The organism is Streptomyces sp. NPDC030840, assembly GCF_055572015.1.
Genome location: NZ_JBVIEE010000004.1, coordinates 250,553 through 266,807, shown reverse-complemented (window position 1 = coordinate 266,807; position 16,255 = coordinate 250,553). Strand labels below are relative to the sequence as shown.

The following is a 16,255-nucleotide window of genomic DNA, read 5'->3' as shown; positions in this document are numbered from 1 at the left end:
AGTTCTCCATGACCGGGCAGGGTCCTCTGAAGCTCGACACGAGCAAGCCGCATCCGGCACGGACGTACGACTGGTTCCTCGGCGGCAAGGACAACTACCCCGTCGACGAGGAACTGGGCCGCAAGATGCTCGCCCTCGACCCGCGGACGCCGGTGATGGCCAAGGTCAACCGCGCGTTCATGCACCGCGCCACGCGCTGGCTGGCTGACAACGGTGTCCGCCAGTTCCTGGACATCGGCACGGGCATCCCGACCGAGCCCAACCTGCACCAGATCGCCCAGCGGGTCGCGCCGGACGCCCGTGTCGTGTACTGCGACAACGACCCGATCGTGCTGGCCCACGCGGGGGCCCTGCTGCGCGGCACACCCGAGGGCGTGACCGAGTACGTGCAGGGCGACGTGCGGGAGCCGGACGCCATCGTGGAGCGGGCCGGGGAGGTCCTGGACTTCGACCGGCCCGTGGCGCTCTCGCTCGTCGCGCTGCTGCACTTCGTCACCGACGAGGACGGCGCGTACGACCTCGTGGACCGGCTGCTCGCCCGGCTGCCCTCGGGCAGCTACCTGACGGTGTCGCACGCCACGGCGGACTTCACTCCGGAGAAGTCGAAGGCGGCGGTCGAGACGTACCGGGCCGGCGGCATCAACCTGGCGCTGCGGTCCCGCGACGAGGTCGGCCGTTTCTTCCGGAACCTCGAACTCGTCGACCCCGGCGTGTCACTGATCACCGACTGGCATCCCGAGCTCGGTGAGCCCGTTCCGGGCCAGGACGACGACGTCGTCCCGGGGTACGGGGCGGTGGGCCGCAAGGCCTGACGCCGGAGCCGCGCCGTGTACGAAGCGGGCACGCCCCGCGCCGTGTGCGGCGCGGTCGGAGCCCCGGCTCCACGTGCGGCGCGGCGCGTCCGCCGGGCGGCTGGGAACCGACCACCGCGGGCGGCGAGTGGCTCCCTGGTCCGGCAGCGTCTCCGACATCCGCCCCGAGCCGAGGAGTCGTGCCCCGCGTGGTCGCCGGGCCGGCATCGCCGCGACCGGCCGGTGCGGGAACCGCCACAGCCGCCCGCCCTCGTCGATAACGAGCGCGATGGGGGGCGCGCCAGTATCGGCCGCGCGCGGGTGCCGCCCGCCACGCTTCCGGGGACCTGCCCCGTCGGCGCCGGACTCCGGTGGCGCCGTGGGTGTCTCCGTCCGCGGCATCCGACCCCGCCCGCTCAGCCAGTGGCCGGAGCAGGCTGGTCGCCGGTGACCGGTGTGTCGGGCCCGCCGCGCGCCGCTCACCGAGGATGCGATCGACCAGGCCGGCGACGCGTACCCCGCGGAGGCCCGGGAGGACTACACGGTCATGGGCCGGTCGTACGGACCTATCGGCGCCGGAAGCCGGGTCGCACCCGTCAGATGACGGTCCACCGCGGCGGCCACCGCCCGCCCCTCCGCGATCGCCCACACGATGAGTGACTGCCCACGGGCGGCGTCACCGGCGGCGTACACCCCGGGCACGTCGGTCGCGAAGTCCGCGTCACGGGCGATCAGACCGCGCCGGTCGAGCGTGACACCGAACTGGTCGATCAGCCCGTCCCGCCGGTCGGGCCCGGAGAAGCCGAGGGCGAGCAGGACGAGGTCCGCGGGGAGCGTGCGCCCGGTGCCCGGCACCTGGCGTCGTTCCGCGTCCACCTCCACCAGGTGCAGCGCCCGCACGTGTCCGTCCTCGTCCCCCGTGAAGCGGAGCGTGGACGCGGCGAACAACCGGGCGTCGGCGTTCGCCGCCGGCGCGGTCCGCAGATCGCGCGCCTCCTCGTGCGCCGCCGAGAGCCGGTAGATCTTCGGATAGGTCGGCCACGGCTCGGTGTCCTCGTCGCGCTCGGCCTGCGGCAGCGGGTAGATGTCCAGCTGGGTCACCGAGGCCGCGCCCTCCCGCACGGCCGTCCCCAGACAGTCCGCCCCGGTGTCGCCACCCCCGACGATCACCACGTGCTTCCCGGCGGCCGACAGTGGCGAGGCCTCCAAGTCCCCCTCGCACACCCGGTCCGCGAGCGGCAGGTACTCCATCGCCTGGTGGATACCGTCCAGCCCGCGCCCGGGGACGTCCAGGTCCCGCCACGCGGTCGCCCCCGTGGCGATCACCACGGCGTCGTACCGCGTCCGCAACTCGGCCGCCCCGATGTCCCGCCCGACCACCGTCGACGTACGGAACTTGGTGCCCTCTGCCCGCATCTGCTCCAGCCGGCGGTCCAGGTGCCGCTTCTCCATCTTGAACGCCGGGATGCCGTACCGCAGCAGCCCGCCGATCCGGTCGGCCCGCTCGAACACCACCACGGTGTGCCCGGCCCGCGTCAACTGCTGGGCCGCCGCCAGCCCGGTGGGCCCCGACCCGATCACCGCGACCGTCCGCCCGGTGAGCCGGTCCGGCGGCCGGGGCGGCGCGAAGCCCTCGTCCCAGGCCCGGTCGGCGATGGCCACCTCGACGTTCTTGATGGTGACCGCCGGCTGGTTGATCGCCAGCACGCATCCCGCCTCGCACGGCGCGGGACACAACCGTCCGGTGAACTCCGGGAAGTTGTTCGTGGCGTGCAGCCGGTCGCTCGCCGCCCGCCAGTCCTCCCGCGAGACGAGGTCGTTCCACTCGGGTATCAGGTTCCCCAGCGGGCAGGCGTCGTGACAGAACGGTATGCCGCAGTCCATGCACCGGTCGGCCTGCTTGCTGATGATCGGCAACAGGGCTCCGGGGACGTAGACCTCGTCCCAGTCCCGTACACGTTCCTCGACGGGCCGGCGTGGCCATTCCTGACGTGGGGTGGTCATGAAACCCTTGGGATCGGCCATGGCCGTGTCCTCTTGTGTGACGTACGCGTACGGCGTGGCCGTACGACCTGCGGAATTCGGTCTTCGCGAGGCTCTGCGCGAGGCCGTACGCCGTCGGGCGGCACTCTCTTCCCAGCCACGATACGCGGCGGCCGCCGCAACCGCCCCGGCCGGCGCAGGCCCCTTCCCTCCAGGCACGCGCGCGCCTGTCACCCTTCAGGCTGCCCGGGCGGACGCCCGCGTATCCGCCTCAGGTCAGGGCGAGCACGTACGATATCGCCGCCGCGGCCGCGGCCACGCCCCGGATGTGGTTCCACGTCGACCACTCGTTCACGTACGTCGGCCAGTACGCGGCGGCCTCCGGCGTGCCGGCGTCCAGCTTGGCCAGGGCCTCGTTGCGCGGCACGTTCGCCACCGCCGTGACCCCGAAGCACCCGAACAGATACAGCGCGCTCCCCACCAGCAGCTCCACCGTCCCGTGGTCCGGCCACAGCACAAACGTGACCACCGCCAGTACGGCGCTCAGCACGGCCGACCCGAGGAAGACGAGCATGAAGGGCGGCCTCAGTGCCGCGACGTTGATCGCCTGCATAGTGGCCACGCCCTGCGCCGGCGGCAGCGCGGCGAGGGCCCTCATCACGAACGTCGAGAACCCGCAGAACACCCCGGCGACCAGCCCCGTCCCGAGCACACCCAGCACCGTCATCACGTAGTACGGCCCATCAATCATGATCACTCCCCCATCGTCCCCCGAAACGCGCGGTCTGAGCGTCCGCTGTCGTCACCACAAGTGAAAAGCCGTACGGGCACAGTGACCTTCGCCGCGATGCGCGAGCCGACACCCGAGCGTCCAGAGCGATCCCGCCATTGAGCATCCAGTGCCGGGGCCGTTCTCTCACGCTGTCCGGTCATGCCCGTCCTCTCCGGTTCCTCTCCAGTTTCGCAACGTCACCTCCAACGCCCCCGCAATCCGCCGTCGTGCCTCGTGCCGGGACATCCCGCTCATCATGAGCTGGTCGTACGGCGTGTCCAGGTGCCGTACGGAGGCGATGACCGCCGAGGTCACGGCCACTTCGGACAGCGCCCGCCCCGCGGCGCTCCGCCCGACCCGCCCGCTGCCACGCACCGAGGCATGTGCCGCGATCGCCCTCGCCCGCCCGGCCGGGCAGCCGGGAAACAGTCGCCGGATCTCCGCCGCGAACGCGTCCGTGAACCGCACGTCCTCCGCCGCTCGCCGCCGCGTGTCCCGAGCCCGGCGCCGGCGTCGCGCCTCCGCGTCCGCCAGGCACCGCTCCTCGGCGCGGGCGAGCGCCGCTTCCTCGACCAGGACGCCCTGCCGCTCGTACCGGCTCCTCCTCCGGTTGAACCGCACCACCACCGCGAACAGCGCGCTCTCCTCCCGCGCCCTCCGCGTCAGGGCGGTGTCACCCCGCGGCAGGAACACCAGATGCCCGAGATCCACGCAGTCGAGACACCTAGGCACACCGTCCTCCAGGACCAGCAACGCCAGCGGCCCGCTCCGGCACTCGGCGCAGTGCTTCTTCCTGAGTGCCTGGATCACCACAAGCCCGGTGCCGACCGGGGGAGTCGCGAGTGCTGTCATACGTGGATCATTCCCGGCCCGACCAGCACTTCACCCGGTTCACGGGCCCATGACCGGCCTCCTTCCGGTGGCTTTCCGCCGCCCGCGCCGCACGCGGGGGGTCCGTCCTCCGCCCCTGACCGCTCTCAGGGCCGTGCGTTCCCGCGAGGCATCATGGGCCGTGTGCGACTCGAAGCGATCACCTGGGAACGGCTCGGCGACCTCCTCGCCGACCGCCTGCTCGACCTGAAACCGGACGACGACAGCCCCTGGCCCCGCATAGCCTTCGACGGAGCTCCCGCCGCCCGCCCCGGCGATCTCGCCCAGCGCGTCTCCGAGGCACTGCGCGTACGCGGCCGGCCCTCGCTCGTCGTCGGCACGGACGGTTTCCTGCGTCCCGCGTCCCTCCGGTTCGAGCACGGGCACGAGGACGTGGAGGCGTACTACAGCGGATGGTTCGACACGGCCGCCCTGTGGCGCGAGGTCTTCGGCCCCCTCGACCCCGGCGGCGACGGCCGCGTCCTTCCCGACCTGTGGGATCCGGCCACCGACCGCGCCACCCGCAGCCCCTACGTCCAGCTCCCGGCCGGTGCACTTCTGTTGCTGCACGGTCCTCTTCTCCTCAAGCACTGGTTCCCGTTCGACCTGTCCGTCCATGTCCTCCTCTCGGCGGGCGCTCTGCGCCGCCGCACCCCCGAGGCCGAGCACTGGACGCTCCCCGCCTATGAGCGCTACGCGGCGGAGGCCGATCCGGTGGCGACGGCGGACGTCCTGGTGCGCGCCGACGACCCACGGCACCCCGCGTGGAGCGGCTGAGTTCCGGCGCCGCCCTCGGGCAGGGCCGGCACCCTTCCCGGGGGAGGCTCGGCTCTCCGCGTGCGTTCCCCCCGCGGCGCGGCGAGAATGTTGTGGCCGGGACCAGCGGTGCGTCCCGCGCCGCGCCGGCCGTCCGGCAACGGGAGGTACTTCATGACCACTGCCGGAGACATCATGCACCGTGGCGCCCAGTGGATCCCCGCCCACGAGACCCTGGACCGTGCCGCGCAGCTGATGCGCGAGCTCAATGTCGGAGCCCTGCCCATCAGCGACGAGAACGAACGGCTCTGCGGCATCCTGACCGACCGCGACATCGTGGTGGGCTGTGTGGCGGTGGGGCACGACCCGTCACGCGTCACGGCGGGCGAGATGGCCAAGGGCACACCGCGCTGGATCGACGCGAACGCCGACGTCAGCGAAGTGCTCCGGGAGATGACGGGGCATCAGATCCGCCGGCTTCCGGTCATCGAGAACAAGCGCCTCGTCGGCATGATCAGCGAGGCCGATCTCGCCCAGCACCTGCCTGAGGAGCAGATCGGTTCCTGGGCCGAGAGCGTCTACGCGAAGGGCACCACGCGCTGACTCCCCGGGCCCGCGCGGCCCCGCCGAGAGCGCGCCCCCGCCCAGTCCGCGGACGGGCCGGTGCCCGGCCCTCCGTCCCGGGCGGGGGAGGTCACAGCCAGCCGTTGCGCTTGAAGCCCCGGTACAGGGCGGTGCAGGCGACGGCTATGACCATCCAGACCATCGGATAGCCGAGCTTCCAGTGCAGCTCCGGCATGTACTCGAAGTTCATGCCGTACACCCCGCACACCATCGTCGGCACGGCGATCAGCGCCGCCCAGGCCGTGATCTTCCGCATGTCCTCGTTCTGCGCGACGCTGACCTGCGCAAGGTGCGCCTGCAGGATCGAGTTCAGCAATTCGTCGAACGCGGCTATCTGCTCCGTGGCCCGCAGCAGGTGGTCGGAGACGTCCCGGAAGTAGGCCTGTATCTCCGGGGCGACCACCCGCTCCGGCCGGGTGGCGAGCTCCAGGACCGGGCGGGCGAGCGGGGCCACCGCCCGCTTCAGCTCCAGCAGTTCGCGCTTGAGCTGGTAGATGCGGCCCGGGTCCGCCCGCGCGCCGTTCTCCGCGAACACGTCCGTCTCGACCTGGTCGATGTCCGCCTGGACCGAGTCCGTGACGTTCAGATAGTCGTCCACCACGTGGTCGGCGACCGCGTGCAGCACCGCCGCAGGACCTTTGGCGAGTTGCTCGGGATTCGCCTCCAGCTCCTCGCGCAGCGGACCGAGCGAACCGTGCCGGCCGTGCCGCACCGTGATCACGAAGTCGTGGCCGACGAAGACCATGATCTCGCCGGTGTTCACCACCTCGCTGGTCGCCGTCAGCTCTGTGTGCTCGACGTAGCAGACGGTCTTGAACACGGCGAAAAGTGTCTCTCCGTAGCGCTCCAGCTTCGGGCGCTGATGGGCCTCGACCGCGTCCTCGACGGCCAGCGGGTGCAGCCCGAACAGCTCCGCGATGCCCGCGAACTCACGCTCCGTCGGCTCGTGCAACCCCAGCCAGACGAAGCCGTCGTCCGTCTTGCGGACGCGCTCGACGGAATCGACGAGGTCGCCGGTGCCGGGCACGCGCTGCCCGTCCTGATACGTCACGCAGTTGACCACCGCGGAGCCCAGGGGGGAGCGGGCCGGGTGACTCAGATCGACCCGGGCACGGCGCCGTGCCAGCCGTGCCACCCTGCGGAAGCCGCCTACCTTGTCGAGGCCCGTGACCTTCCGCAGATTCCCTGCCATGGACATCTGGATCTCCTTGCGTGGATCTCCCCGCGCCGCTCTTGCGCCTTGTCGTGGCCAGTTTGCCAGCACCGATCGAGTGACGGGTAAGACTGTGGGAACGGAGCCCTCCGCTTCGCTTCGTGGTCGATCGACCCGCTTTGCTGCCCGGACGGCCTGCCGGGCGTGCCGCCCGCCGACCGGTCCCGGACCGCACCGGGGCCGGGCAAGCCGGGCGGCTGCGGGGCGTCACCGTGCTGAACAACACGCATAAATGGGATGATCACGGCATGACGCGAACCGATGAGTATCTCCTCGACAACCAGCAGGCCGGGGCGGGAGCGCGCTTCGAGGCCTTCGCCACGCTTTTCGACCCCATCACGTTCGGGCACCTCCAGGACTTCGGCATCGGGTCGGGCTGGCGATGCTGGGAGGTCGGCGCGGGAGGCACTTCCGTGATCTCCTGGCTCGCCAAGAAGGTCGGTCCGACCGGCAAGGTCCTCGCGACCGACATCGACACCTCCCTCATGGCCTCGGCCGCGCGCCCGCCGGTCGAGGTCCGCGTCCATGACGTGGGTGCGGACGAGTTGCCCGGGGAGGGCTTCGACCTCGTGCACGCCCGGCTGGTCCTGGTCCATGTGCGGGAACGGGAGCGAGCGTTGCAGTCCATGATCAGGGCGCTGCGGCCCGGCGGGCGGATCCTGGTCGAGGACGCCGATCCGGCCCTCCAGCCGCTGCTCTGCCCCGAGGAGTACGGCCCCGAGCAGCAGCTGGCCAACCGCCTGCGCCAAGGCTTTCGCGCCCTGCTCTCCGAGCGCGGCGCCGACCTCGCGTACGGCCGCAGGCTGCCACGACTGCTCCGTGAGGCCGGCCTGCGCGGCGTACAGGCCGACGCCTACTTCCCGGTCGCCTCGCCGGCGTGCGCCGCCCTGGAGTCCGCGACGATCCTTCAGATCCGCGACCAGCTCGTCTCGTCCGGCCTCGCCACCGATCAGGAGGTCGAACAACACCTCGCGAACGTGGCGTCCGGCACCATGGACCTCGCCACGGCCCCGATGATCTCCGCCTGGGGAAGGAAGCCGTAGCGTCCCGACTGCAAGTGAAGTCCTCCCACCTGCTTGGTCCCACGGAGCCGGCGCGGCGCCGTCAGCTCGCCACCGGTGGCCGCCCGGGTGGCCGCTCTGGTGGCCGCCCGCCCACCCGTCGCACGGCCAGCGCTCCGGCACGACATCCCTCGCCCGCCGCCTCCTCGGGACCGGAGCCCGCGAGGAGAGCGGCGAGGAACGCACCAGTGAAGGCGTCGCCGGCGCCTGTCGTGTCGCTCGGGGTGGAGGGAACGGCGGGAACACGCGCGCAGACGGCCCCGGACCGGGCCACCAGCGCTCCGTCAGCGCCCTGCTTGGCGACCACCAGCGGAACGTGGCGGCTCAGCTCGGCCGCCGCGTCCGACGGATCGGGCAGGCCCGTGATCAGGCACGCCTCGTCACGACTGGGCAGCAGCAGGTCGATCCCCTCGACGAGCGCCAGGAAGCGGTCCGCACCCAGCCCCGCCAGGAAACCGGCCGACGCGGGATCCAGGCTCACCGGCACGCCACGCGCGCGTGCCGAGTCCAGGGCCACCGCGACCAGCGCACGGCTCGGCCCGGAGAACAGCAGATAACCCGACAGATGCAGCCGGGCGACCCCGTCGAGCAGGGCGTCCGACCAGTCTCCGGGGTCGAGCCGCAAGGACGCCCCACTGTCCGTCAGGAACGTCCGCTCGGCCGCCGCGTCGGTGTCGACCAGGCAGATGACCGTTCCCGTCGGCGCCACCGGATCGACGACGAGGCGCGGCCGCACGCCACAGGCCGCCAGTGCCCGTTCGTGCCACGCGGCCGCGTCCGCGCCCACCCGCCCGAGCAGCCGAACCTCCGCGCAGCCCCAGTGAGCAGCCCAGCACGCCACGTTGGCACCCGCACCTCCCGGCAGGGTCCTCACCGACGCGGTGGTGTCCGTCCCCGACGCGAGCGGTCCTCGGTGCCGGGCGACGATGTCGGTGACGACGTCCCCGACGACCAGCAGCGCCCCACCGGAAGGCGGCACCTCGATGCTCCTTCTTCGCCCTCGCCCGCCCGGACCGGTCACATCCCGGACCAGGCCGCCGCGATGCGGGCCGCGAGCCGTACGTTCCCGCGCACCGCCGCCAGGTTCGCGCTCAGCGACGCGCCGTCGGTGTGCCGCACCAGGTAGTCGAGCAGGAACGGTGTGACGGCCTGACCGGTGACGCCCTCCGCCTCGCACGCGTGCAGCGCGTCGGCCAGCACACGGGCGTGCAGCCCGGGATCGAGCTGCTCCGCCTCCGGCACGGGGTTGGCGACGATGAGCGCCGAATCCGGCCCGTCGAGCGCGTCCTGCGCGCGCATGACCTCCGCCACCCGCTCCGGCGACTCCAGGGTCCAGTCCACCGGGTGCCCCGAGTCGGACAGGTAGAAGCCGGGGAAACGGTCCGTGCCGTATCCGGCGACGGCGACACCCAGCGTCTCCAGGCGCTGCAGCGTCGCCGGCACGTCCAGGATCGACTTCACTCCCGCGCAGACCACCGTGATCCGCGTGCGCGCCAGCAACCCGAGATCCGCGGACTCGTCCTGGGTGACCGTCCACTCCCGGTGCACCCCGCCGAGACCGCCTGTCGCGAACACCCGTACGCCGGCGAGGGCCGCGAGCAGCGCGGTCGCCGACACGGTGGTCGCACCGCTCACCCCCGACGCCACCGCGAGCGGCAGGTCCCGGTGGCCCAGCTTGCGGATCCCGTCCTCGTTCGCGACACGCTCCAGCTGCTGTTTGTCCAGGCCGACGCGGGGCCGCCCGTCCAGCACGGCGATCGTCGCCGGGACGGCGCCCTCCCTGCGCACCACCTCCTCCAGCTCGAGCGCGACCTGCAGATTGCGCGGGCGCGGCAGCCCGTGCGCGATGATCGTGGACTCCAGGGCCACCACCGGACGGCGGGCGTCGAGCGCCTCCCGCACCTCTTCGGACACCACCAGCACCACGCGCCTGCCTCCTGTCTTCGGGCTCTCCCTCATCTCTGGCGGGCGGCGCGCCCGGCCAAACCCTTGCGACCTGTGGGGGAGGCCACCAGCCTGGGACACATGAAGGACAACGCGACACGCCTCGACCATGTGGTCCTCTGGGCCCGTGACCCGATCGCCGCGGCCGACTTCTACGAGAAGGCCGTCGGGCTGCGGCCGGTGAGGCTCACCGAGTACGCCAGCGGCCAGGTGCCGTTCCCTTCGGTTCGGGTCAACGAGGAGACCATCCTCGACCTCATGCCGCTCACGATGGCCGAACGCATGACCATGGTGCCCGGGGCCGCGGAGAGCGCGGGTCACCCGGTCAACCATGTGTGCCTCTCCTTCGAGACCGACGACTTCGAGGCGCTGAGGGCCCGGCTCGAGGAGCGGGGCGTGCCCGTCTCGGACTTCTCGTACGACTCGTTCGGCGCCCGCGGCATGGCTCGCCGCAGCTTCTACTTCCGCGACCCCGACGGCAACGTGTTCGAGGCGCGGCACTACGAGTAGGCACGGGGGCCGGGCCGGCAGTGCTTCAGAACAACGGCTCCGGAAGCACTCCCTCCAGCGCCAGCAGCTTCCGCTTGGTCTCCAGGCCACCTCCGAACCCGCCGATCCCGCCGTCACTCTCGACGACCCGGTGGCAGGGCACCACGACCGGCAGGGGGTTCGCCCCCATGGCCATGCCCACCGCCTGGGCCGCGCCGGGCTGCCCCACCCGCCCTGCCAGGTCGCCGTACCCCACGACCGTGCCGAACGGGACACCGGACGCCAGCTCGCGCAGCACCTGGCGGTTGAAGCCGGAGATCAGCGACCAGTCCAGGGGCAGGTCGAAGGTGCGCCGCTCACCCGTGAAGTAGGCCTCGACCTGACGTATCGCCTCGGTCAGCAGCGGGGAGTCCGGCAATTCGGCGGGCTCGGTGCCGAGCCGGGACGCCAGCCGGTCGAGCGCCTTGTCCCGGACCGTCTCCGTGGCGTGGAACACGACGTTCACCAGGCCTTCACGCGTCGCGGCCAGCAGGAGTGGACCGATGTCCGTGTCCACGACGGCCCACACGACCTGCTGCTCGTTCTGCCCGTGGCTGTTCATGCGACCCACCGTACGGCGCCCCACTGACAGCACCCGGGGTTCGGACACACGCGCATGTCCGAACCCCGGGCGGGGGCCCGCTCCCGGCGGCCCTCCGTCAGGGCACCGACAGCCCTCCGTCAGCGCTCCGTCCGTGTCAGTGCTCGCCCGTCAGCGCTCAGTCGCGTCCCGGACGACGTCGGGCTTGTTCGTGATGATGCCGTCCACGCCGTACCCGGCGACGCGGCGGGCGTCGGTCGCGTCGTCGACGGTCCAGGTGAGGATCTCCAGCGGCTTGCCGTGCGGCCCGTCGAACGCATGGATCGCGGTGACGTAGCTGCGGGAGATCGTGGTGTACGAGGAGTTGATCTGGTCGGCGAACGTGGCGTACTCGGGCAGGTCGGCGACCGAGGGGGTGCCCAGGAAGGCGGTCTTGACGCCGGGACGCAGCCGGTGAACCGTCCGCACGGTGTCGGCGCTGAAGCTCTGGACGACCAGACTGTTCCTCAGTCGCGCCGGGCTGAGCCAGCCCTCGTTGCTCAGCACCTTGAGGGTCTCCCGCTCGATGCCGGGGTAGAGAGCGGGGTTCTTGATCTCCAGGACGAGCTTCTGGTGATTGCGCGACACGCGGTCCATGTACTGCTTCAGGGTCGGCACGCGCGCGCCCTTGTACCGGGAGCTGAACCAGCTGCCCGCGTCCAGCCGGGCGACCTCCGCGGCGGTGAAGTCCCGCACGTTCCACGGCGACCGGCCGGGGAAGACCTCCTCCACGTTCGTCGTTCGGGCCAGGGAGGCGTCGTGGAGGACGACGAGTTCGCCGTCCTTGGTGCGCTGGACGTCGTTCTCCACCCAGGGGAAGCCCATCTCGGCGGCCTTGTCCACGGCCGCCAGCGTGTTCTCGGGTGCGTACGCGGAGGCTCCGCGATGCGCCACCACCAGGGGACTGCCGCTCGTGGGAGCGGCCTGGGCGTGGGAAGTGGGGAGGAAGAGGACGGTGGCCCCCATGAGCGCGGTGGTCGCGGTGGCAACAGCGCGCACGTGCATGCGTACTCCTCGCGTCGAGCGGTCACGGACAGCTCCAGAGTGACAGCAGACGGTCAACGGGAGGGGGGCGCAGGATGGCCACGAATTGAATGGAGATGCCCAAGTCCGCACACGGACACCGCACAAGTGGGGCAGGGCCGTGTTTCTTTGCCGGATTATCGTTCGACCATTCCGGTGGGAGTCATACTCTCTGCTCACCCCTGACTGCTTGTCCGCGGTTCCGGGGTGGGGGCAATTCAGTACGTTCGTGACGTAACAGGGTGGGAAGGGCAGCCGCGCATGCAGGGCACGGTCGACGGCTTCAGCTACGGACTCGTCACGCCGTTGGTGGCCTATCTCATGGCCTGCCTCGGCGGTGCGCTCGGCCTGCGCTGCACCACCAGATCGATGCTTGTCGCCGGTCGCTGGCGGGTCGGCTGGCTCGCCATGGGCGCGGCGGCGATCGGGTCCGGCATCTGGACCATGCACTTCATCGCGATGATGGGCTTCACGGTCCGGGAGACCCCGATCCACTACGACAAACCGATCACGTTCGCGAGCCTGGCCGTGGCGATCGTGATGGTCGGTATCGGGATCTTCATCGTCGGATACAAAGGGGCGACGGGAACGGCCCTCTTCACCGGCGGCACCATCACCGGTCTGGGCATCGCCACCATGCACTACCTGGGCATGGCAGGCATGCGTCTCAACGGAAAGCTCGAGTACAACACCTTCACCGTGTGCGCTTCGGTCGTCATAGCGGTCGCGGCCGCCACCGCCGCCCTCTGGGCCGCCGGGCAGGTCCGCGGTTTCCTGTGGAGCGTGGGGGCCAGCCTCGTCATGGGCCTCGCGGTCACCGGCATGCACTACACGGGCATGGCCGCGCTCCGCGTCCACCTGCACGGTCCCGCCGGCAGCGTCCCCGGGGGCGAATCCCCCGCCTCCCTGCTCGCGCCGATGATGATCGGCCCGCTCGCGTTCCTATTCCTCGCCGGTGTCGTCGTGCTGTTCGACCCCATGATGGTCATGGGCAAGCCCGCCGCCTGGACCACCGCCGAGCAGCGCCCCGGCATTCCCGCCCACGCCACCGCCGCCCACCTCGGCAGGCGCCCCGCGGCCCGCTCCCGCCACCACCACCAGCGCCCCCGGCGGCCTGGCTCCCGCACACCGCAGAACTGGTGATCAGAGCCCGTTGTCAGTGCGGAGTCGTACGGTGGATTCCATGCGGCCCGTATCAAAGATCGAACGCACGGTGGCGCCCTTCGAGGTCGTCAGCCCCTACCAGCCAAGTGGCGACCAGCCCGCGGCCATCGCCGAGCTCGCGCGGCGCATCGACGCAGGTGAGAAGGACGTCGTCCTGCTGGGTGCGACCGGCACCGGCAAGTCCGCCACCACCGCGTGGATGATCGAGAAGCTTCAGCGCCCCACCCTCGTCATGGCGCCGAACAAGACGCTGGCCGCCCAGCTGGCGAACGAGTTCCGCGAGCTCCTGCCGAACAACGCAGTCGAGTACTTCGTCTCGTACTACGACTACTACCAGCCCGAGGCGTACGTCCCGCAGTCGGACACCTACATCGAGAAGGACTCCTCGATCAACGAGGAGGTGGAGCGCCTGCGCCACTCCGCGACGAACTCGCTGCTCACCCGCCGCGACGTCGTCGTGGTCGCCTCGGTCTCCTGCATCTACGGCCTCGGTACCCCACAGGAATACGTCGACCGGATGGTCCCCCTCAGAGTGGGCGACGAGATCGACCGCGATGATCTGCTGCGCCGCTTCGTGGACATCCAGTACACCCGCAACGACATGGCGTTCAGCCGCGGCACCTTCCGCGTCCGCGGCGACACGATCGAGATCTTCCCGGTCTACGAGGAGCTGGCCGTCCGCATCGAGATGTTCGGCGACGAGATCGAGGCGCTCTCGACGCTGCACCCCCTCACCGGCGAGGTCATCAGCGACGACGAGCAGCTGTACGTCTTCCCGGCCTCCCACTACGTCGCCGGCCCCGAGCGCATGGAGCGCGCGGTCAACGACATCGAGAAGGAGCTGGAGGAGCGCCTGGCCGAGCTGGAGAAGCAGGGCAAACTCCTGGAGGCCCAGCGGCTGCGCATGCGCACCACGTACGACATCGAGATGCTCCGCCAGATCGGCTCCTGCTCCGGCGTGGAGAACTACTCGATGCACTTCGACGGCCGCGCACCGGGCTCCCCGCCGAACACCCTGCTGGACTACTTCCCCGAGGACTTCCTCCTCGTCATCGACGAGTCGCATGTCACCGTCCCGCAGATCGGCGCCATGTACGAGGGCGACGCCTCCCGCAAGCGCACCCTGGTCGACCACGGCTTCCGGCTGCCCTCCGCGCTGGACAACCGCCCGCTGAAGTGGGAGGAGTTCCAGGAGCGCATCGACCAGACCGTCTACCTGTCGGCGACCCCCGGGCAGTACGAGCTCTCCCGCGCCGACGGCCAGGTCGAGCAGATCATCCGTCCCACCGGACTCGTCGACCCAGAGGTCGTCGTCAAGCCGACCGAGGGGCAGATCGACGACCTGGTGCACGAGATCCGGGGGCGTACCGAGAAGGACGAGCGTGTCCTCGTGACCACGCTCACCAAGAAGATGGCCGAGGACCTCACGGACTACTTCCTGGAACTCGGCATCCAGGTCCGCTACCTCCACAGCGACGTCGACACCCTGCGCCGTGTCGAGCTGCTCCGCGAGCTGCGCTCCGGAGAGTTCGACGTCCTGGTCGGAATCAACCTCCTCCGCGAGGGCCTCGACCTGCCGGAGGTCTCCCTGGTGGCGATCCTCGACGCCGACAAGGAGGGCTTCCTGCGCTCCGGGACCTCCCTCATCCAAACCATCGGCCGCGCGGCGCGCAACGTCTCCGGCCAGGTCCACATGTACGCCGACAAGATCACTCCGGCGATGGAGAAGGCCATCGAGGAGACCAACCGCCGCCGGGAGAAGCAGATCGCGTACAACAAGGAGCGCGGGATCGACCCCCAGCCGCTCCGCAAGAAGATCAACGACATCGTGGCGCAGATCGCCCGCGAGGACGTGGACACGGAGCAGCTGCTCGGTACGGGTTACCGCAAGGGGAAGGACGGCAAGGGCGCCAAGGCCCCCGTCCCTGCTCTCGGCAAAGCGGCCAAGGACGCCAAGTCCGCCAAGGGCAAGGCGCGGGACACCGTGCCGACCGACCGTCCGGCCTCGGAGCTCGCCGAGCAGATCGAGGAAATGACGGAGCGGATGCGCGCGGCGGCGGCCAACCTCCAGTTCGAGATCGCCGCCCGCCTGCGCGACGAGGTGTCCGAGATGAAGAAGGAACTGCGGCAGATGCAGGAGGCAGGTCTGTCCTGAGAGTCCCGCACGGGACGGCGCAGAGTACCGGGAGAGGACCCCGCGCCACCGGCTCGGGCGCACTGTGTTGCAAGACCGACACAAAGTGCGACCCAGGGTTCGGCACCGTCCGCACAGAACCGTAGGGTGCTGGTCAACCGCGGACTCTGCGGCAACAGGGGACAGTTCGAGAGGGGAACAGCCCGTGACGGTCAACATGACCAAGGGGCAGGCCATCAGCCTGCAGAAGAACGACGGGGGCACGCTGACCGCGGTGCGCATGGGGCTCGGCTGGCAGGCCGCCCCGCGTCGCGGGCTGTTCGGTTCCCGCACCCGGGAGATCGACCTCGACGCCTCGGCTGTGCTGTTCGCGGACAAGCAGCCGGTCGACGTCGTCTTCTTCCGCCACCTCGTCAGCGACGACGGCTCCGTACGTCACACAGGAGACAACCTCGTCGGCGGTGTCGGCCAGGGCGGCGACGACGAGGCCATCCTCGTCGACCTGGCGCGCGTTCCGGTCCACATCGACCAGATCGTCTTCACCGTGAACTCCTTCACGGGCCAGACCTTCCAGGAGGTGCAGAACGCCTTCTGCCGCCTGGTCGACGAGACCAACGGCCAGGAGCTGGCGCGCTACACGCTGGACGGCGGCGGCAACTACACCGCCCAGATCATGGCGAAGGTGCACAGGGTCGGCGGGGGCTGGAGCATGACGGCCATCGGCTCCGCAGCCAACGGCCGCACCTTCCAGGACCTGATGCCGGCGATCCTGCCGGTCCTGTAGGCAGACCGAAGCGCAGCGCACACAGCGA

The 16,255-nt window shown here is 70.8% G+C and carries 16 protein-coding genes; 8 read left to right on the top strand and 8 right to left on the bottom strand.

Features of this window, described 5'->3' with window-relative positions:
* Positions 1 to 8 precede the first annotated feature (8 nt).
* Positions 9 to 812, top strand: coding sequence for an SAM-dependent methyltransferase (locus tag ACZ49J_RS11560; protein ID WP_467451297.1), 804 nt, complete (start codon positions 9 to 11; stop codon positions 810 to 812).
* Positions 813 to 1,328: 516 nt separating this feature from the next.
* Here the strand turns inward: ACZ49J_RS11560 and ACZ49J_RS11555 are convergent.
* The 3 genes from ACZ49J_RS11555 to ACZ49J_RS11545 all read right to left on the bottom strand — a co-directional run bounded on the left by ACZ49J_RS11555 (position 1,329) and on the right by ACZ49J_RS11545 (position 4,398).
* Positions 1,329 to 2,816, bottom strand: coding sequence for a glutamate synthase subunit beta (locus ACZ49J_RS11555; RefSeq protein WP_467451296.1), 1,488 nt, complete (start codon positions 2,814 to 2,816; stop codon positions 1,329 to 1,331).
* Positions 2,817 to 3,045: 229 nt separating this feature from the next.
* Complete coding sequence (locus ACZ49J_RS11550) at positions 3,046 to 3,525, bottom strand: anthrone oxygenase family protein (protein ID WP_467451295.1); 480 nt, start codon at positions 3,523 to 3,525, stop codon at positions 3,046 to 3,048.
* Positions 3,526 to 3,690: 165 nt separating this feature from the next.
* On the bottom strand, positions 3,691 to 4,398 hold the full coding sequence (locus tag ACZ49J_RS11545; protein ID WP_467451293.1) for a DUF2293 domain-containing protein: 708 nt from the start codon (positions 4,396 to 4,398) through the stop codon (positions 3,691 to 3,693).
* Between the two features lie 153 nt (positions 4,399 to 4,551).
* Here ACZ49J_RS11545 and ACZ49J_RS11540 point away from each other — a divergent pair, with 153 nt between their 5' ends.
* Both ACZ49J_RS11540 and ACZ49J_RS11535 read left to right on the top strand, forming a co-directional pair.
* Complete coding sequence (locus ACZ49J_RS11540; RefSeq protein ID WP_467451292.1) at positions 4,552 to 5,193, top strand: nucleoside/nucleotide kinase family protein; 642 nt, start codon at positions 4,552 to 4,554, stop codon at positions 5,191 to 5,193.
* A 153-nt stretch (positions 5,194 to 5,346) separates the two neighbouring features.
* Positions 5,347 to 5,775 carry a CBS domain-containing protein gene (locus tag ACZ49J_RS11535; RefSeq protein WP_467451290.1) on the top strand — a complete coding sequence of 143 codons (429 nt, stop codon included), beginning with the start codon at positions 5,347 to 5,349 and terminating at the stop codon, positions 5,773 to 5,775.
* A gap of 91 nt (positions 5,776 to 5,866) precedes the next feature.
* Here the strand turns inward: ACZ49J_RS11535 and corA are convergent, their stop codons facing one another.
* The gene (gene corA / locus ACZ49J_RS11530; protein ID WP_467451289.1) at positions 5,867 to 6,994 is read right to left on the bottom strand and encodes a magnesium/cobalt transporter CorA; all 1,128 of its coding nucleotides are present in this window, start codon (positions 6,992 to 6,994) and stop codon (positions 5,867 to 5,869) included.
* A gap of 263 nt (positions 6,995 to 7,257) precedes the next feature.
* On the opposite strand from corA, the gene ACZ49J_RS11525 reads away from it, so the two are divergent.
* Positions 7,258 to 8,052: a methyltransferase domain-containing protein gene (locus tag ACZ49J_RS11525; protein ID WP_467451286.1), complete on the top strand. Its 795-nt coding sequence runs from the start codon at positions 7,258 to 7,260 to the stop codon at positions 8,050 to 8,052.
* Positions 8,053 to 8,113: 61 nt separating this feature from the next.
* Here the strand turns inward: ACZ49J_RS11525 and ACZ49J_RS11520 are convergent, their stop codons facing one another.
* Positions 8,114 to 9,049, bottom strand: coding sequence for a carbohydrate kinase family protein (locus ACZ49J_RS11520; protein ID WP_467451285.1), 936 nt, complete (start codon positions 9,047 to 9,049; stop codon positions 8,114 to 8,116).
* 38 nt (positions 9,050 to 9,087) lie between these two features.
* A complete protein-coding gene (locus ACZ49J_RS11515) occupies positions 9,088 to 9,996 on the bottom strand; it encodes a pseudouridine-5'-phosphate glycosidase (RefSeq protein WP_467451284.1) in 909 nt (302 codons plus the stop codon).
* Between the two features lie 99 nt (positions 9,997 to 10,095).
* Here ACZ49J_RS11515 and ACZ49J_RS11510 point away from each other — a divergent pair, with 99 nt between their 5' ends.
* Complete coding sequence (locus ACZ49J_RS11510) at positions 10,096 to 10,524, top strand: VOC family protein (protein WP_467451283.1); 429 nt, start codon at positions 10,096 to 10,098, stop codon at positions 10,522 to 10,524.
* 25 nt (positions 10,525 to 10,549) lie between these two features.
* Here ACZ49J_RS11510 and ACZ49J_RS11505 read toward each other — a convergent pair whose 3' ends face one another.
* Both ACZ49J_RS11505 and ACZ49J_RS11500 read right to left on the bottom strand, forming a co-directional pair.
* Complete coding sequence (locus ACZ49J_RS11505; RefSeq protein ID WP_467451281.1) at positions 10,550 to 11,104, bottom strand: methylated-DNA--[protein]-cysteine S-methyltransferase; 555 nt, start codon at positions 11,102 to 11,104, stop codon at positions 10,550 to 10,552.
* Positions 11,105 to 11,254: 150 nt separating this feature from the next.
* Positions 11,255 to 12,127: a glycerophosphodiester phosphodiesterase gene (locus ACZ49J_RS11500; RefSeq protein WP_467451280.1), complete on the bottom strand. Its 873-nt coding sequence runs from the start codon at positions 12,125 to 12,127 to the stop codon at positions 11,255 to 11,257.
* A gap of 279 nt (positions 12,128 to 12,406) precedes the next feature.
* On the opposite strand from ACZ49J_RS11500, the gene ACZ49J_RS11495 reads away from it, so the two are divergent.
* The 3 genes from ACZ49J_RS11495 to ACZ49J_RS11485 all read left to right on the top strand — a co-directional run bounded on the left by ACZ49J_RS11495 (position 12,407) and on the right by ACZ49J_RS11485 (position 16,227).
* The gene (locus ACZ49J_RS11495) at positions 12,407 to 13,288 is read left to right on the top strand and encodes an MHYT domain-containing protein (protein WP_467451279.1); all 882 of its coding nucleotides are present in this window, start codon (positions 12,407 to 12,409) and stop codon (positions 13,286 to 13,288) included.
* 40 nt (positions 13,289 to 13,328) lie between these two features.
* Entirely contained in the window at positions 13,329 to 15,464 is a 2,136-nt protein-coding gene (uvrB, locus tag ACZ49J_RS11490; RefSeq protein ID WP_467451277.1) for an excinuclease ABC subunit UvrB, read from the top strand.
* Between the two features lie 184 nt (positions 15,465 to 15,648).
* A complete protein-coding gene (locus ACZ49J_RS11485; RefSeq protein ID WP_467451276.1) occupies positions 15,649 to 16,227 on the top strand; it encodes a TerD family protein in 579 nt (192 codons plus the stop codon).
* Positions 16,228 to 16,255: the final 28 nt, after the last annotated feature.

Excerpts from the sequence above, each read along its gene's own strand:
- corA (WP_467451289.1), bottom strand. The coding sequence starts at position 6,994 with ATGTCCATGGCAGGGAATCTGCGGAAGGTCACGGGCCTCGACAAGGTA.
- ACZ49J_RS11560 (WP_467451297.1), top strand. The coding sequence starts at position 9 with ATGACCGGGCAGGGTCCTCTGAAGCTCGACACGAGCAAGCCGCATCCG.
- ACZ49J_RS11510 (WP_467451283.1), top strand. The coding sequence starts at position 10,096 with ATGAAGGACAACGCGACACGCCTCGACCATGTGGTCCTCTGGGCCCGT.
- ACZ49J_RS11550 (WP_467451295.1), bottom strand. The coding sequence starts at position 3,525 with ATGATTGATGGGCCGTACTACGTGATGACGGTGCTGGGTGTGCTCGGG.
- ACZ49J_RS11505 (WP_467451281.1), bottom strand. The coding sequence starts at position 11,104 with ATGAACAGCCACGGGCAGAACGAGCAGCAGGTCGTGTGGGCCGTCGTG.
- ACZ49J_RS11535 (WP_467451290.1), top strand. The coding sequence starts at position 5,347 with ATGACCACTGCCGGAGACATCATGCACCGTGGCGCCCAGTGGATCCCC.
- ACZ49J_RS11500 (WP_467451280.1), bottom strand. The coding sequence starts at position 12,127 with ATGCACGTGCGCGCTGTTGCCACCGCGACCACCGCGCTCATGGGGGCC.
- ACZ49J_RS11495 (WP_467451279.1), top strand. The coding sequence starts at position 12,407 with ATGCAGGGCACGGTCGACGGCTTCAGCTACGGACTCGTCACGCCGTTG.
- ACZ49J_RS11540 (WP_467451292.1), top strand. The coding sequence starts at position 4,552 with ATGGGCCGTGTGCGACTCGAAGCGATCACCTGGGAACGGCTCGGCGAC.
- ACZ49J_RS11555 (WP_467451296.1), bottom strand. The coding sequence starts at position 2,816 with ATGGCCGATCCCAAGGGTTTCATGACCACCCCACGTCAGGAATGGCCA.
- ACZ49J_RS11545 (WP_467451293.1), bottom strand. The coding sequence starts at position 4,398 with ATGACAGCACTCGCGACTCCCCCGGTCGGCACCGGGCTTGTGGTGATC.
- ACZ49J_RS11525 (WP_467451286.1), top strand. The coding sequence starts at position 7,258 with ATGACGCGAACCGATGAGTATCTCCTCGACAACCAGCAGGCCGGGGCG.
- uvrB (WP_467451277.1), top strand. The coding sequence starts at position 13,329 with ATGCGGCCCGTATCAAAGATCGAACGCACGGTGGCGCCCTTCGAGGTC.